Genomic DNA, 14486 nt, shown 5'->3' on the forward strand with positions numbered 1-14486 from the left:
ACAGAGCATGCAGCTTTGCGGTTTTGAAGTCGGCCTTGATCGGCCCTTTTTTCTGATTGCCGGCCCCTGCGTCATCGAATCCGAGGCCATGGCCCTGGAGACGGCTGGCGCGCTGAAGACGATGGCGGACGATCTCGGCATTCCGTTCATCTACAAGTCCTCGTTCGACAAGGCCAACCGGTCGTCGACGAAGAGCTTCCGCGGGCTGGGCATGGAAGAGGGCCTGCGCATCCTGGACAAAGTGAAGTCGGAGATCGGCGTGCCGATCCTGACGGATGTCCACGAGGACACTGCGCTGGACGAAGTCGCCAGTGTTGTTGATGTGCTGCAGACCCCGGCCTTCCTTTGTCGGCAGACCAACTTCATCCAGAACGTTGCGCGTCAGGGCCGGCCGGTGAATATCAAGAAGGGCCAGTTCCTCGCACCCTGGGACATGGGCAATGTCGTGGACAAGGCCCGCGAGGTCGGTAACGATCAGATCATGGTTTGCGAGCGCGGGGTCTCGTTTGGCTACAACACGCTGATCTCCGATATGCGTGGCCTGGCCCAGATGCGTCAGACCGGCTGCCCCGTGGTCTTCGACGCGACCCACTCGGTGCAGCAACCGGGCGGGCAGGGCGCCTGCTCCGGCGGGCAGCGCGAATTCGTGCCGGTGCTGGCACGGGCGGCGGTGGCCGCTGGCGTATCCGGCCTGTTCATGGAAACCCATCCGGATCCCGAGAAGGCCCTGTCCGACGGCCCCAACGCCTGGCCGCTGCCGAAGATGGCCGAGCTGTTGCAGACGCTCAAGGCGCTGGACGCCGCCGCCAAGGCGCAGCCGTTTGCGGAAGCGGAGTACGGTCTCGGGTAACGACCGAAAGAATCGATAAAACGTCCCGGACGGGCCCGTCCGGGCGGGTATTTTCAAGGAGAGAGCATGTCCAAGATTGCGGAGATTCACGCCCGCGAGATCATCGATTCTCGGGGCAACCCGACGGTCGAGGCCGATGTTGTCCTGGATTCCGGCGCCATGGGGCGAGCGGCGGTGCCCTCCGGTGCCTCCACAGGGGCCCGCGAGGCCCTGGAACTGCGCGACGACGAAAAGCGTTACGGCGGCAAGGGCGTGCTGAAGGCCGTCAGCCACGTGAACGGCGAGATCCGCGACGCACTGCGTGGGATGGAGCTGGATCAGACCGCGGTCGATCGCCGCATGCTGGAACTGGACGGGACCGACAACAAGGCACGCCTGGGCGCCAATGCCCTGCTGGCCGTGTCCATGGCCACTTCGCATGCCCTGGCCGCGGATCGCGAACAGCCACTGTTCGAGACCCTGGGCGGCGACGACGCCACGCTGCTGCCGGTACCGATGATGAACATCATCAACGGCGGCGCCCACGCCGATAACAGCGTGGACATGCAGGAGTTCATGATCCTGCCAGTGGGGGCGGACTCGGTACGCGAGGCCGTGCGCTACGGCGCCGAGGTCTTCCACGCGCTGAAAAAGGTGCTGTCCAAGCGCGGGCTGGCGACGGCGGTGGGCGACGAGGGCGGTTTTGCGCCCGACCTGCCGTCCAACTCCGCCGCGATCGAGGTGATCCTGGAAGCGGTTCACAACGCCGGCTTCAAGGCGGGCGAGGACATCTGGATCGGCCTCGACTGCGCCAGCTCCGAATTCTACCGGGATGGGCGCTATCACCTCGATTCCGAAGGCAAGGCCTTCTCTGCCGACGAGTTCTCCGAGTATCTCGCCCACTGGGTGGACCAGTACCCGATCCTGACCATCGAGGACGGGATGGCCGAAGATGACTGGGACGGCTGGAAGACGCTGACCGAGCGCCTGGGCAATCGCGTGCAGCTGGTGGGTGACGACCTGTTCGTGACCAATACCCAGATCCTGCAGGAAGGCATCGACAAGGGCGTTGCGAATTCCATCCTGATCAAGCTCAACCAGATCGGCACGGTCACCGAGACGCTGGAAGCCATCGAGATGGCGCGCAAGGCCAATTACACTGCAGTGATCTCGCATCGCTCGGGCGAGACCGAAGACGTGACCATCGCGGACCTGGCCGTGGCCACGCGCGCCGGCCAGATCAAGACCGGTTCGTTGTCGCGTTCCGATCGGGTCGCCAAGTACAACCAGCTGATCCGTATCGAGGAACACCTGGGTTCGCGGGCGACCTATCCGGGCATGTCGGCGTTCACCTTCGGGCGCTGATCGAGACCCGGGACGGCCTTGGTCACCACGCAGTCCTCAGCCTGCGGCGCGGTTCCTGTCCCCGGTCGTCAGGGGCTCGTAGAATGCCGGGCATGCCGGCCACTTGCGAAAGCCCTCGTCTCCACGTTGTCGCGTCTGTCGCGCTGCGCGGGCGAGGGCTTTCTCTGTTCAACCATACGGAGTGCGGGTGATGCGCGGCCTGTTGATCGGTCTGGCCCTCGTGCTGCTGGCCCTGCAATGGCCCCTGTGGCTGGGCGAGGGGAGTTGGCGCGATGTTCGCGATCTGCGCGATCAGGTTGCGCAACAGCAAGCCGCAAATGCCGAGCTGGAACAACGCAACCAGGCTCTGGAGGCCGAGGTGCGCGATTTGCGCGGCGGTACCGCGGCGGTCGAGGAGCGAGCGCGTCGCGATCTGGGGATGATCCGCGAGGACGAGATCTTCTTCTTCGTGGTGGGCGAGGACGAGCCAGCGAGACTGAAGGTCGAGCCGCTACCGGGCCCGGCCGGAGAGACCGATCCGGGCCCGGATTCGCAAGTCCCGGAGGATGCCGAGCCGGCCACCGACACCCTGCCACCCGAGGACCCCTTTGATGGCTGACGCGGAACACGTGCCGACTCGGGAGCCAGCGTACTGGGCGTTGATCCCGGCGGCTGGCATCGGTCGACGCATGGGATCCAACCGTCCGAAGCAGTACCTGACACTCGGATCGCACACGATCCTGTCCCACACCCTGTCGATCTTTCTCGAACACCCGCGGATTCGCGGGGTGGTTCTGGTACTCGGTCCGGACGTCGACCCGGATGCCCTGGACCTGCCGCTGGCCGGCGGGCGGCTGTTCCGTGCGGCCGGAGGGGCGGAGCGCGCGGATTCGGTCCAGAACGGGCTCGACTTCCTTGCCGAACGGGCGCACGAGGACGACTGGGTACTGGTGCATGACGCGGCACGACCCTGTCTGCCGCTAGCGGATGTGGACCGGCTGCTGCACGAGTTGCGTGACGATCCGGTGGGTGGGCTGCTCGCCAGTCCCAGCACCGATACCATCAAGTGGAGCGATGGTGCCGGGAAGGTCGAACGGACGCTGGATCGCGAACGGGTCTGGCGGGCCCTGACCCCGCAGATGTTCCGGCTGGGCATGCTCCGCACGGCCAACGCGCAGGCGCGTGCCGAGGGGCATCCGGTGACGGACGAGGCCAGCGCCATCGAGTTCCTGGGCCAGGCACCCCGGCTGATCGAGGGCTCCCCGATGAACATCAAGATCACCCGCAGCGAAGACCTTGAGCTTGCTCGCCTGTATCTGATGCAGCAGGGACGCCTGGAAGGCGGGTTTCGCGCATGAGCGGCTTGCGGATTGGCCAGGGCTTCGACGTACACGCCTTCGGCGAAGGCGACCACTTGGTACTCGGTGGCGTGCGCATCCCGTTCGAGCGTGGATTCGTGGCCCATTCGGATGGGGACGTGCTGATCCACGCGGTGTGTGACGCCCTGCTGGGCGCCGCGGCGCTGGGGGATATTGGCCTGCACTTTCCGGATACCGATCCGGCGTTTCGAGGGGCGGACAGCCGCGTCCTGCTAAGGGAGACGCTCGAACGAGTGGCCGGGGCCGGCTGGCGCCCGGTTAACATCGACACCACGGTGATCGCGCAGGCGCCCAAGCTTGCACCGCATGTCCGCGCGATGCGCGAAAACCTGGCAGCCGATACCGCACTGAATATCGCCGATGTCAGCGTGAAGGCGACCACCACCGAGCACCTCGGCTTCACCGGGCGCAAGGAAGGGGTGGCGGCCCAGGCTATTGTGTTGCTCGAACCGGCCTCGGGGGTGATGCGGGTATGACTTCGGCGAAGCGGGTAGAACCCGGCATCCTGCGTTTGCATCATGCAAGCCTGGTGATTGCGGACACGCGGGTGGCGGCGGCCTTTTACGGGGAGCAGCTCGGCCTGGTGCCACTGGAACGCCCGGATCTCGACTTTCCCGGTCTGTGGTATGACCTGGGGAGCGGACAGGCTCTGCATCTGTTGCAGGTGCCGAACCCCGATCCGACCGAGCGCGGCGTGCGCTGCGGTCAGGACCGTCATCTGGCGTTGCGCGTCCGTGGCCTGGAGGCGCTGGCAGCGCGTCTGGAAGGGGCGGGGATTGCCGTGGAGCGCAGTCGTTCCGGGCGCCCGGCCGCATTCGTGCGCGATCCCGACGGCAACGCCATCGAGCTGATCGAGGAAGGCGGCTGAGGCCGGACCCGGGGGCCGGTCACGACCCAGCGCCCCTGCACCCGTTGCGGGGCCATCCTTCGCCACGGAACGAATCGTGGGATCACCGGATCCACTCCCAAGCCTAGCTGGGTGGCCCGCGACGCCATCCATAGCGACCTTGGCTCCCAAAGCCCCTTCACCGCAGCCGTAGCGAACCGAAGAGCCGGGGTCTTCTGCGTGGGTGCGAGACAGCGGGTCGGGGCTCGTTCCACGCAGTGAGATCCCGGATAACCGCTGCGCGGTTTCCGGGATGACGGAGAGGGGGATTCGCGCGAGGAACTTACGGGATGATGGGCTGGCTCGAGCTCAGTCCATGCTGGCCGGTTCGGCGGCGAGCTGGCCGGACTGGTAGTCGCTGATGGCCTGTTCGATCTCGTCGGAGGTGTTCATCACGAACGGGCCATAGTGGGCGATCGGTTCGCCCAGCGGCCGCCCCTTGAACAGCAGTACCCGGGCATCCTGCTTCGCGATCAGGTGGACCTGGGTGTGGCCGTGCCAGACGCCCAGTTGGCCCGTGCCGAGGCCGGTCAGCTCGCCGTCGAACACGTAGGCCAGCACGCGATCTTCCAGTTGCACCGCAAGCGACAGGCGATAGCCGGCCGGTAGCGTGAGATCGGCCATGGCGGCGCCTTCGCCGATCTGCGGAAGCGCGCCTTCGGTGTCCCCGGCGCTGGTCTGCCAGGAGCCGGCAATGGCCTTGAAGCGCAGCGAATCGTCGTCTTCCGGCAGGTGGCGCATCGCGTCGGCGCGCACGTCGCGGTAACGCGGCGGGTCCATCTTGCGCGCGGCGGGCAGATTTACCCAAAGCTGGAAGCCGTGCAGGCCGTCGGCATCCAGCAGCGGCATCTCGGAGTGGATCACACCGCGGCCGGCGCTCATCCACTGGGCCTCGCCGGCCTCGACGCGGCCCTGATTGCCCATGGAGTCCTCGTGAGTCAGGCCGCCGTGGACCAGGTAGGTCAGCGTCTCGAAACCGCGGTGCGGGTGCGAGGGGAAGCCGCCGATGTAGTCCTCGCGCGCGCTGGCCTTCAGTTCGTCCAGCATCAGGAAGGGATCCAGCCCGCCACTAAAATCATGGATGCGCCGAATCTTCACCCCGGCCCCGTCCTGGGTGGGATGAGAGGTCTTCACGCTGTCCGGCGGTGTCGGGTTCATGGCGTTCTCCTTCGCAACAGATCTGCACCATACCGACCATGAAACGAAAAGAAAATTGCATCGTTTCCCTTCATGGAGCCTTCTGTCAGGGCACGGGGAGCTCCCAGGAATCGACAAACGCCTCGAGGCTCTCGACGAAGTCCGGGTCGTGCTCCTGGCGATTGATGGTCAGGTGCAGGATGACGGCGTGCGCGGCGGGCGGATGACCCGTGGTCAACGTCCAGGCGAGGCCATTCGGGCATTCCGGCAGGGAAAAGCGAACGCCACCGTTGATGACTTCCCGATGGACGCGAAACTCGCCCCACAGGCAGTACACGACGCCGGCATCAGGGCCCTCGTCGGCGATCAGCGTATCGATCGCGGCACTGGTGTCGGGTAATGCGGACACGGTGAGGCTTCGCTGCAGGTTTTCGGCATCCAGGTCGGAATGCAGGGTGCGGAAGAATTCCATGGGGACTACTCGTTGCGGGGCAGGAAGACGGGCAGGCCGTCCACCTCACCCACGCTCAGGCGTTGGTTGTACAGGCGTTCCAGTGCGCTGGGCACCAGCATGGTGGCCGTGGGCCCCCAGCATGCCTGTCCGTCAGGAAACAGCAGTAGCAAGTGATCGCAGTAGCGCGCCGCGAGGTTGACGTCGTGCAGGACCAACACCGCGCCTCGGTTTTCCTGCCCGACGATGGCCTGCACGCGGTTGAGCACGGCCACCTGATGATGCAGGTCCAGCTGGCTGGTGGGCTCGTCCAGCAGGAGCAGGCTGGGGTCCTGCGTCAGCACGGTTGCGATCGCCAGGCGCTGGCGTTCCCCGCCGGACAAGGTGTCCACCATGCGGTCCTCGAGGTCGGCGAGATCCATCGCCGCGAGCGCCGCCCGGGCGCGGGCGTAGTCCTCGGAAGACTCGATATCCCAGGGCCGCAGATACGGGTGGCGTCCGATCAGGGCCGTCTCCAGCACCGTGGCGGGAAAGCCGTCGTGGTGGGTCTGGAAGACCAGGCCCAGGCGACGGGCCAGTTCTGCGCGGGCGAGGGTCGCAATGGATTGTCCCTTGACCTTGATGGTTCCGGCACGCGCGGCCCGCAGGCCGGCGAGGGTCTGCAGGAGGGTGCTCTTGCCGGCCCCATTCGGGCCCAGGATGCCCCAGCACTGGCCCGGATCCACCGTCAGGTCCAGCGGCGAACCGGGCGGCCGCTCGGGCACGTCGATGACGAGGTCATGCGTCGCGAGCAGGGTCTTGGGCCCCGGTTCCTGGTGGACGCTGCGTGCGCCCAGGCCCGGCGTGTCGTGTGGCTGGGTCGCCGCGGGGGCTGGGGGAGGCGTACGCGGCATCAGCGGCTCCGGTAGAGCAGGAACAGGAACACCGGGACACCCAGCATCGCGGTGATGACGCCCACCGGCAATTGTTCCGGGGCAATGATCGTCCGGGCCAGGGTGTCGGCCAGGGTGAGGAGGATGCCCCCGCCCAGGGCCGAGGCCGGCAGGATCACGCGCTGGTCGTTGCCAAAGATCAGACGCAGCATGTGCGGCACGATCAGCCCGACAAAGCCGACGGCGCCGACCTGGGTGACCGCAGTCGCGGTGATCAGGGCCGCCACGACGTAGATCGTCCATTCCACCGGGCGCACGGCCACTCCGAGGGCCGCGGCCTGCATCGGCCCGCGCGCCAGGACGTTCAGGGTGCGCCCAAATGGCAGGGCGAGCAGGGCGACGACCACGAGTACGCCCCAGGCCGGGTAGGGGTTGCGGGCATGGGAGACGTCGCCCATCAGCCAGTACAGCATGCCCGGGAGCTCCGCGGTGGGGCTGACCGCGAGGATGAAGCTGATCATCGCGCCCCAGCCGGCGGCCACCACGACACCGGTCAGCAGCAGGCGGGTCGGGGTCCAGCTGCCCGTGCCGTGGGCCAGGCCGAACACCAGAATGGTGGACAGCAGGGCGCCCACGAAGGCCGCGGCCGAGACCGAGAACATGGACAGCCCCGCGAGCATCGCCAGCAAGGCGCCCACCGAGGCGCCGCCGGAGAGCCCCAGCACGTAGGGATCGGCCAGTGGATTGCGTAGCAGGACCTGCATCAGCGCTCCGGCCAGGCCTAGCAACCCGCCGGCGGCGAACGCGGCCAGCGCGCGCGGCAGGCGCAGATCCAGTACCAAGGTGCTGTGCAGTCGCGAGGCCTCGCCGAAGAAGACACTCAGCAGGTCAGGGAACGGAATCTGCACGCTGCCGTAGGCCAGTGCCACCAGAACGGAGAGCACAGACGCGGGCAACAGCACGCCCAGGGCCAGGAGGAACGAACGGGTCAAGCGGTAGCCCTCCGCTCCAGGCGGGCGAAGCGGTAGGTTGCCGGAACGGCGGGAGCGCTGCCTTCAGCGTACGTACAACGCTCCTTCATTGGTGTCCCGCGATATCCTTTCCGAGAGACTGACAGGCGGACCGTCATGGTCATGGGGCGGGACGGCGTGCGCGGGCGCGTTCGAGCTCTTCGCACATCAGGGCAGTGCCTTCGGCGATGCGTCCGGTATGGCGTTGCAGCAGCGAGGGCGGGATAAAGAACAGATTGTCGCGCTGGACCGCGGTCATATCTTCCCATTGGCCCCAGGCGACCACCCAGTCGGGGCGGTCCTCGCCCATGCCGCCGCCGATGATGACCTCGGGGTCGGCATCCAGTACGGCTTCGCGGCCAATGCGTGGCACCAGGCGGTCGAGATTGCCGAACACGTTCACGCCGCCACAGACGGCGATGGCCGCCGCGATCAGGTGGTCGTCATTGACCGTCATCAACGGTTGCTCCCACACCTGATAGAACACGCGAATCGGGTCCCGGTCGCCGTACGTGGCGCGCAGCGCGTCCATTCGGCCCAGGAAGTCCTCTGCCGCAGCCTCGCCCTGGTCATGCGTGCCGGCCAGCGTGGCCATGCGCCGCATGCTCGAGGCCACACCCTCGAAGCTGCGTGGTTCCGATACGTACACCGGCAGTCCCAGTTCGCGCAGGCGTTCGACCTGGGAGGCGGAGTTGCCGCTCTTCCACGCGATCACCAGATCGGGGTCCCTTTCCAGTACCCGTTCCAGGTCAATCCGGCTGTAACCGCCAATCCGCGGGATGGCCTCCGCCTCGGGCGGATAATCGCTGTACTGCGTTGCGCCCACGATGCGGTCCCCCGCACCCACGGCAAACAGCACCTCGGTGATGTGCGGCGCCAGGCTGACGATGCGCTCGGCAGGCTGCTCCAGATGGACCTCGCGGTCATCGTCGTCGGTGACCGTGATTGAGTCCGCCATTGCGATCAGCGGGGTTGAGAGCACGCCCAGGAGGCAAGCGAGCAGTGGAGTTCGGGAAGTCCAAAATTGCATTGTTTACAGTCGCATTGGATTGGTTGTTCAAGCGCCTTCGAGCCGGCTGGGGAGCCGCCACCTGGCGCTGGACTAGCGGGGCATCATAGCAGCAAGCCTGGGGCGCCTCGGAGCGTCAATTGGTCGGCAGTGGGCTTGCCGCGTATGATTGGCGGCTTGCTACCAGGTGCCCGGGCGACTGATCGCGCGGGTTAAACGGGAAGTCGGTGCAGGCGCGGGATCCTCCGCAGCCCCATTCCGACGCTGCCCCCGCAACGGTAAGCGAGTGGGTTCGAGGGGTGCTTCCGCAGGCCGCTCGGACCTCGACAAGTCGAAAGCCACTGGGCCGAACGCGGCCCGGGAAGGCGACTTGCCGCCCCGGGTTGCCGGGGCCTCGCGAGCCCGGAGACCGGCCTGGACGATGTTTCTGCGACCGCGCGGTGGGCGAGGGTCGGTAGGTGCGGGCCCCTGTGGCCACACCCCGATCCCTCTGCATCCGCGTCGTGTCCCCCTGACGGTAAGCCGATGCAGTCCGAGTTGCCCGCCAATGAGAACCCTTCCTGCCCGGGCGCTGATGCCGGGGGTTCGGGATTTGCCCAAGATGAGCTTGCGGCCGTCTATCGCGTGATCGCGGAACGCCGGGATATGCGCCATTTTCGGCCGGACCCGGTCGATCCAGCGGTGTTGCGGCGGCTGCTCGAGGCGGCGCATCGCGCGCCGAGCGTGGGCTATATGCAGCCCTGGCGCTTCCTGCGCATTACCGACCCGGCGGTGCGCGAGGCGCTCCACGCCCACGCGGCGGATGAACAGGCGCGCACCGCCGAGGCCTGTGGCGAGCGCGCGGCCGACGTGCATCGCTTGAAGCTGGAGGGCATCCGCGAGGCGGGCGAGTTGCTGGTCGTGGCCCTGACCGATGGCCGCGAGCGCTACGTGCTGGGCCGGCGGACGCTCCCCGAGATGGACCTCTGTTCGGCCGCGTGTGCGATCCAGAACCTGTGGCTGGCCGCCCGCGCCGAGGGCCTGGGCATGGGCTGGGTTTCCCTGTTCGATCCGGACTGGCTGGCCAATCGGCTGGACATGCCCGAAGGCGGGTACCCGATCGCCGTGCTGTGCCTGGGGCATGTGGAGCGCTTCTATGACCGGCCGATGCTGGAGACCGCGGGCTGGGACAGCCGGCGCCCACTGGAAGACTTGGTGTACCAGGATCGCTGGGGTGCGCCGTGCGAGCTGGCCTTGCCCACGGTTGTGCGGGAATCCGCTGCGCGTCCGGATGGGCCATCCGGGGGTGGCGACACATGAGTACCTTTCTGATCTTGATCGGCGCCCTGATCCTGGACCGACTGTTTGGTGACCCACGGCGGTTCCATCCGCTCGCCGGATTCGGCCAGCTCGCGGCCTGGGCCGAATCCCGCTGGCATGCGCCCAGTCGTGTACGCGGAGCGCTCCTTCTCGCGGCGCTGGTCCTGCCCTGGGTGGTGCTGGCCGCACTGGGCACCTCGTTGGCCTGGGGCTGGCTTCTGACGCTGGCGATCCTGACGCTGGCGATTGGCTGGCGCAGCCTGGACGAGCATGCGGAGGTGGTGGCCGAGGCCCTGGAAAAGGATGACCTGTCTGGGGCGCGCACCGGTGTCGGCATGCTGGTCAGTCGCGACACGGCGGCCCTGGACGCGCGCGGGGTGAGTGGCGCGACCATCGAGTCGGTGCTGGAGAACGGCAACGACGCGCTGTTCGCCACGATCTTCTGGTTCCTGGTGGCGGGCGCGCCGGGCGTGGTGGCTTATCGCCTGGTGAACACGCTGGACGCGATGTGGGGCTATCGCAATGACCGGTTTCGCTCGTTTGGCTGGGCCGCCGCGCGCCTGGACGATGCCATGAACCTGATCCCGGCCCGCCTGACGGCGCTGGGCTATGCCCTGGCCGGGCGCGGCCGGGACGCGCTGCAGTGCTGGCGCGAGCAGGCCGCGGGCTGGAAGAGCCCGAATGCGGGGCCGGTGATGGCCGCAGGGGCGGGTGCGCTGGGCGTGGTCCTGGGCGGAGCGGCGCCCTATGGCGGGCAGCGCGAGTGGCGACCCCGTCTGGGGATGGGCCGCATGCCGGACGCGGCGGGCATTCGCCAGGCGGTTGAGCTGCTGGATCGTGCGCTGGCCATCTGGATGGCCTTCATTGTGGCTGGAGTGATTGTCGTTGTCCTGTTCTGAGGCCCAATCGATGCAGACGCCGGAGCCGCAGGCGCTGATCCAGGTGCACGGGGGTGGGATCCGTCAGGCGGCCGCGCGCTACCGGATCCCCGAGGCCGACTGGCTGGATCTTTCCACGGGCATCAACCCGCATGGCTACCCCGCGGGCGAGCTGCCGCCAGGGGCCTGGGCGCGCCTGCCGGAACCGGACGACGGACTGGAGGCCGCGGCCGCCACCTATTACGGGACCGGGGCGCTGTTGCCGGTGCCCGGTTCCCAGGCCGCGATACAGCTGCTGCCCGCGCTACGGGAAGGTCCTTCGCGCGTGGGCATCCTCGAGCCCAGCTACAACGAGCACGCCCGGGCCTGGCACGGGGCCGGGCACGACGTCGTCCCGCTGGATGGGGATTCGATCGAGGCCGCATTGCCCGGCCTGGACGTGCTGCTGCTGGTCAACCCCAATAACCCGACCGGACAGCGGTTCCACCGGGCGGACCTGCTGGCGTGGCACGCGGCCCTGGCCGCCCGCGGCGGCTGGCTGATCGTGGACGAGGCGTTCATGGACGTGACACCGGAGGCGAGCCTGGCGACGGACGCGCCGCGCGACGGGCTGGTGGTGCTGCGCTCGCTGGGCAAGTTCTTTGGCCTGGCCGGGGCGCGTGTGGGATTTGTCATCGCGGAGGGTTCGCTGCGCACGCGGCTGGCCGCCCGGATGGGGCCGTGGGGTCTTGCCGGACCGTCCCGCTGGATCGCCACCCAGGCGCTGTCGGACCGGGCCTGGCAGGCCGGGACGCGCGGCATGCTCCAGGCACGTGGCCAGCGCCTGGCGGACTTGCTGCGCGACCAGGGGCTGGAACCCGCCGGCGGCACCGCGTTGTTTCAGTGGTGCCGCGTGGACGATCCCGCGGGCTGGCAAGATCACCTGGGCCGGCAGGGCATCCTCGTGCGGCGGTTTGATGAGCCGGGCAGCCTTCGTTTTGGCCTGCCGGGGCCGGAACACGAATGGAAGCGCCTGGAACAGGCACTGGGGGCGTCCTGATGGGTACGACGCTGATGGTGCAGGGCACAACCTCGGATGCCGGCAAGAGCGTGCTGGTCGCGGGGCTGGCGCGCGTGCTGCACCGGCGCGGGCTGTCGGTGGTGCCGTTCAAGCCGCAGAACATGGCGCTGAACAGCGCGGTCACGGCCGACGGTGGCGAGATCGGGCGCGCCCAGGCCCTGCAGGCTGCGGCCTGCGGCCTGGAGCCGCACACGGACATGAACCCGGTACTGCTCAAGCCCAGCTCGGATCAGGGGGCGCAGGTCATCATCCACGGCCGGCCGGCGGCGGAACTGGATGCCCGCGCCTATCACGACTACAAGCCAGTGGCGCGCGAGGCGGTGCTGGCATCGCATGGCCGCCTGACCGCACAGTACGACCACGTCCTCGTCGAGGGCGCGGGATCGCCAGCCGAGATCAACCTGCGTGCCGGCGACATTGCCAACATGGGCTTTGCCGAGGCGGTGGACTGTCCGGTGATCCTGGTCGCGGATATAGACCGGGGCGGGGTGTTCGCGCATCTGGTGGGCACGCTGGCGCTTCTGAGCGAGACGGAGCGCGCCCGGGTGCAGGGCTTCGTGATCAACCGCTTTCGCGGCGATATCGGCCTGCTGCAACCCGGGCTGGACTGGCTGGAACAGGAAACCGGAAAGCCGGTGCTCGGCGTGATCCCGTACCTGCACGGGCTTTATCTGGATGCCGAGGACGCCCTTCCGCGCGAGGCGATGCCGGAAAAGTCCGCGGACGCCCTTCCGCGCGAGGCGATGCCGGAAAAGTCCGCGGACGCGCTGAAGGTGGCCGTGCCGGCATTGCCGCGCATCTCCAACCACACCGATTTCGACCCCCTACGCCTGCATCCGGCAGTGGACCTGCGCTTTGTCGGTCCAGGCGAAGCCCTGCAACCGGCGGATCTGGTCATCCTGCCGGGCTCGAAGTCCGTGCGCGCCGATCTCGCCTGGTTGCGCGAACAGGGCTGGGAGGCCGCGCTTCAGCGGCATGTGCGCTATGGCGGCAAGGTGCTGGGGATTTGCGGCGGATTCCAGATGCTGGGCCACGCCGTGCACGATCCCGATGGCGTCGAAGGCCAGTCGGGTTCCACGCCGGGGCTGGGCTGGCTGGATATCGAGACCCGGCTCGCACCCGAGAAGCACCTGGAGCGGGTTCGCGGAGATCGCGTACTGGACCGAGAAGCCGGCGTAGAAGGTTACGAGATCCATGCGGGCGTGACAACCGGGCCGGGCCTGGAGCGGCCGCTGCTGCAGCTGGAACACGGCCCGGATGGCGCGCGCAGCGAGGATGACACGGTGGCCGGAACTTATGTCCACGGCGTGTTCGATACATCGGACGCCGGCGAGGCCTTGCTGCAATGGGCGGGAATGCGTAGCGGGATGGAGAAAGGGGAAGACCTGGCAACGGCGCGGGAGCGCGGCCTGGAGCGCCTGGCCGATTCTCTGGAAGAACACCTGGATATGAATTGCATACTGACCCTTCTGCAAGCCGAACCGAAGGAGCCAGTCGCATGAAGACCCTGGTACTGGGTGGCGTGCGCTCGGGCAAGAGCCGGCTGGCAGAACAACTGGCGGCGGCCAGCGGCCTGCCCGTGACCTACGTGGCGACGGCGCGCGCGGACGATGCCGAAATGGCACGCCGGATCGAACGCCACCGCGCCGACCGGCCCGGAGACTGGGGCCTCGTCGAGGCGGGCACGGGCCTGGCCCGGGCGCTGGAGCAGACCGCGGGACCCGAGCAGTGCCTGCTGGTGGACTGCCTGACCCTGTGGCTGACCCAGCTCCTGTGCACCGATGACGAGGGCCGGATCGAGCGCGAGCGCGAGGCCCTGATTGAGACGGTTCCCCGCCTGCCAGGCACTCTCGTGTTCGTTTCCAACGAAACCGGCATGGGGATCACGCCCATGGACGCACTGTCCCGTCGCTTCGCCGACGAGGCCGGCTGGCTCCACCAGCGCTTGGCCCCGGCAATGGACCGCGTCGTCCTCACCGTCGCCGGCCTCCCGCACGTCCTGAAGGGACACCCGCTGTGACAAACCGGCCAACATGCATTTCGCCCTCCAGGCCCATAGACAAGCACGCCGGCAGGCCGGCACCACCGCAGCATCCCGCCCCCAACCGTCACCCCTGCCACCTAACCCTCGTCATCCCGGAAACTGCGCAGCAGTTATCCGGGATCTCCATCGTTGGCGGATGTCGGGGGGGTATCCCTGGCGCGTGGAGATCCCGGCTCTCCGCTTCGCTGCGGCCGGGATGACGGGAAGTAGCCGGCCGGGATGGCGACGAGCCATGGGTCGGGATGAAGGAAAGTGGCAAAGCACGCACGAGAGACCAATGAGGATCAA

Annotated in this window: 16 protein-coding genes and 1 riboswitch; of the genes, 11 read left to right on the top strand and 5 right to left on the bottom strand. The window is 67.8% G+C overall.

Annotated elements, in window-relative coordinates; translation table 11 throughout:
- Positions 1-7: 7 nt before the first annotated feature.
- The 6 genes from kdsA to B0684_RS01250 all read left to right on the top strand — a co-directional run bounded on the left by kdsA (position 8) and on the right by B0684_RS01250 (position 4420).
- Positions 8-850, top strand: a complete 843-nt coding sequence (kdsA, locus tag B0684_RS01225; RefSeq protein WP_018169851.1) for a 3-deoxy-8-phosphooctulonate synthase — start codon at positions 8-10, stop codon at positions 848-850.
- A gap of 66 nt (positions 851-916) precedes the next feature.
- Positions 917-2194 carry a phosphopyruvate hydratase gene (gene eno, locus B0684_RS01230; RefSeq protein ID WP_018145599.1) on the top strand — a complete coding sequence of 426 codons (1278 nt, stop codon included), beginning with the start codon at positions 917-919 and terminating at the stop codon, positions 2192-2194.
- A 190-nt stretch (positions 2195-2384) separates the two neighbouring features.
- On the top strand, positions 2385-2792 hold the full coding sequence (ftsB, locus tag B0684_RS01235) for a cell division protein FtsB (RefSeq protein WP_018176739.1): 408 nt from the start codon (positions 2385-2387) through the stop codon (positions 2790-2792).
- Positions 2785-3531 carry a 2-C-methyl-D-erythritol 4-phosphate cytidylyltransferase gene (ispD, locus tag B0684_RS01240; protein WP_026313048.1) on the top strand — a complete coding sequence of 249 codons (747 nt, stop codon included), beginning with the start codon at positions 2785-2787 and terminating at the stop codon, positions 3529-3531. The genes ftsB and ispD overlap by 8 nt, the downstream gene beginning before the upstream one ends.
- Entirely contained in the window at positions 3528-4028 is a 501-nt protein-coding gene (ispF, locus tag B0684_RS01245) for a 2-C-methyl-D-erythritol 2,4-cyclodiphosphate synthase (protein WP_018169848.1), read from the top strand. The genes ispD and ispF overlap by 4 nt, the downstream gene beginning before the upstream one ends.
- Positions 4025-4420 (top strand): VOC family protein, encoded by a 396-nt coding sequence (locus B0684_RS01250; RefSeq protein ID WP_018176741.1) that lies wholly within the window; start codon positions 4025-4027, stop codon positions 4418-4420. Before ispF ends, B0684_RS01250 begins: the two co-directional genes overlap by 4 nt.
- 327 nt (positions 4421-4747) lie before the next feature.
- On the opposite strand, the gene B0684_RS01255 is transcribed toward B0684_RS01250, so the two are convergent.
- The 5 genes from B0684_RS01255 to B0684_RS01275 form a co-directional block, all read right to left on the bottom strand.
- Entirely contained in the window at positions 4748-5596 is an 849-nt protein-coding gene (locus B0684_RS01255) for a pirin family protein (RefSeq protein ID WP_018650086.1), read from the bottom strand.
- An 85-nt stretch (positions 5597-5681) separates the two neighbouring features.
- Positions 5682-6047 (bottom strand): hypothetical protein, encoded by a 366-nt coding sequence (locus B0684_RS01260; protein WP_018650087.1) that lies wholly within the window; start codon positions 6045-6047, stop codon positions 5682-5684.
- A gap of 5 nt (positions 6048-6052) precedes the next feature.
- Complete coding sequence (locus B0684_RS01265; protein WP_018650088.1) at positions 6053-6919, bottom strand: ABC transporter ATP-binding protein; 867 nt, start codon at positions 6917-6919, stop codon at positions 6053-6055.
- A complete protein-coding gene (locus B0684_RS01270; protein WP_018145607.1) occupies positions 6919-7890 on the bottom strand; it encodes a FecCD family ABC transporter permease in 972 nt (323 codons plus the stop codon). The genes B0684_RS01265 and B0684_RS01270 overlap by 1 nt, the downstream gene beginning before the upstream one ends.
- 139 nt (positions 7891-8029) lie before the next feature.
- The gene (locus B0684_RS01275; RefSeq protein WP_018650089.1) at positions 8030-8866 is read right to left on the bottom strand and encodes a cobalamin-binding protein; all 837 of its coding nucleotides are present in this window, start codon (positions 8864-8866) and stop codon (positions 8030-8032) included.
- A gap of 219 nt (positions 8867-9085) precedes the next feature.
- Positions 9086-9348: riboswitch (cobalamin riboswitch) on the top strand.
- A 94-nt stretch (positions 9349-9442) separates the two neighbouring features.
- Between B0684_RS01275 and bluB the strand changes: the two genes are divergently transcribed.
- Genes bluB through cobU form a run of 5 tightly spaced genes read left to right on the top strand, consistent with a single transcriptional unit; the run spans position 9443 to position 14174 of the window.
- Positions 9443-10216, top strand: a complete 774-nt coding sequence (bluB, locus tag B0684_RS01280) for a 5,6-dimethylbenzimidazole synthase (RefSeq protein WP_018650090.1) — start codon at positions 9443-9445, stop codon at positions 10214-10216.
- Positions 10213-11115: an adenosylcobinamide-phosphate synthase CbiB gene (gene cbiB, locus B0684_RS01285; protein WP_018650091.1), complete on the top strand. Its 903-nt coding sequence runs from the start codon at positions 10213-10215 to the stop codon at positions 11113-11115. Before bluB ends, cbiB begins: the two co-directional genes overlap by 4 nt.
- 10 nt (positions 11116-11125) lie before the next feature.
- Entirely contained in the window at positions 11126-12133 is a 1008-nt protein-coding gene (cobD, locus tag B0684_RS01290; protein WP_018650092.1) for a threonine-phosphate decarboxylase CobD, read from the top strand.
- On the top strand, positions 12133-13656 hold the full coding sequence (locus B0684_RS01295) for a cobyric acid synthase (RefSeq protein WP_018650093.1): 1524 nt from the start codon (positions 12133-12135) through the stop codon (positions 13654-13656). Before cobD ends, B0684_RS01295 begins: the two co-directional genes overlap by 1 nt.
- Positions 13653-14174, top strand: a complete 522-nt coding sequence (cobU, locus tag B0684_RS01300) for a bifunctional adenosylcobinamide kinase/adenosylcobinamide-phosphate guanylyltransferase (protein ID WP_018650094.1) — start codon at positions 13653-13655, stop codon at positions 14172-14174. The genes B0684_RS01295 and cobU overlap by 4 nt, the downstream gene beginning before the upstream one ends.
- The last annotated feature ends 312 nt before the right edge of the window (positions 14175-14486 follow it).

The sequence above is a fragment of the Thioalkalivibrio versutus genome, assembly GCF_001999325.1.
Lineage (GTDB): Bacteria > Pseudomonadota > Gammaproteobacteria > Ectothiorhodospirales > Ectothiorhodospiraceae > Thioalkalivibrio > Thioalkalivibrio versutus.

What these genes read in the sequence shown, in the direction of transcription:
- ftsB (WP_018176739.1), top strand. Translation starts at nt 2,385, where the DNA reads ATGCGCGGCCTGTTGATCGGTCTGGCCCTCGTGCTGCTGGCCCTGCAA.
- eno (WP_018145599.1), top strand. Translation starts at nt 917, where the DNA reads ATGTCCAAGATTGCGGAGATTCACGCCCGCGAGATCATCGATTCTCGG.
- B0684_RS01275 (WP_018650089.1), bottom strand. Translation starts at nt 8,866, where the DNA reads ATGGCGGACTCAATCACGGTCACCGACGACGATGACCGCGAGGTCCAT.
- B0684_RS01250 (WP_018176741.1), top strand. Translation starts at nt 4,025, where the DNA reads ATGACTTCGGCGAAGCGGGTAGAACCCGGCATCCTGCGTTTGCATCAT.
- B0684_RS01255 (WP_018650086.1), bottom strand. Translation starts at nt 5,596, where the DNA reads ATGAACCCGACACCGCCGGACAGCGTGAAGACCTCTCATCCCACCCAG.
- B0684_RS01295 (WP_018650093.1), top strand. Translation starts at nt 12,133, where the DNA reads ATGGGTACGACGCTGATGGTGCAGGGCACAACCTCGGATGCCGGCAAG.
- bluB (WP_018650090.1), top strand. Translation starts at nt 9,443, where the DNA reads ATGCAGTCCGAGTTGCCCGCCAATGAGAACCCTTCCTGCCCGGGCGCT.
- B0684_RS01265 (WP_018650088.1), bottom strand. Translation starts at nt 6,919, where the DNA reads ATGCCGCGTACGCCTCCCCCAGCCCCCGCGGCGACCCAGCCACACGAC.
- cbiB (WP_018650091.1), top strand. Translation starts at nt 10,213, where the DNA reads ATGAGTACCTTTCTGATCTTGATCGGCGCCCTGATCCTGGACCGACTG.
- cobU (WP_018650094.1), top strand. Translation starts at nt 13,653, where the DNA reads ATGAAGACCCTGGTACTGGGTGGCGTGCGCTCGGGCAAGAGCCGGCTG.
- ispF (WP_018169848.1), top strand. Translation starts at nt 3,528, where the DNA reads ATGAGCGGCTTGCGGATTGGCCAGGGCTTCGACGTACACGCCTTCGGC.
- ispD (WP_026313048.1), top strand. Translation starts at nt 2,785, where the DNA reads ATGGCTGACGCGGAACACGTGCCGACTCGGGAGCCAGCGTACTGGGCG.
- kdsA (WP_018169851.1), top strand. Translation starts at nt 8, where the DNA reads ATGCAGCTTTGCGGTTTTGAAGTCGGCCTTGATCGGCCCTTTTTTCTG.
- cobD (WP_018650092.1), top strand. Translation starts at nt 11,126, where the DNA reads ATGCAGACGCCGGAGCCGCAGGCGCTGATCCAGGTGCACGGGGGTGGG.
- B0684_RS01260 (WP_018650087.1), bottom strand. Translation starts at nt 6,047, where the DNA reads ATGGAATTCTTCCGCACCCTGCATTCCGACCTGGATGCCGAAAACCTG.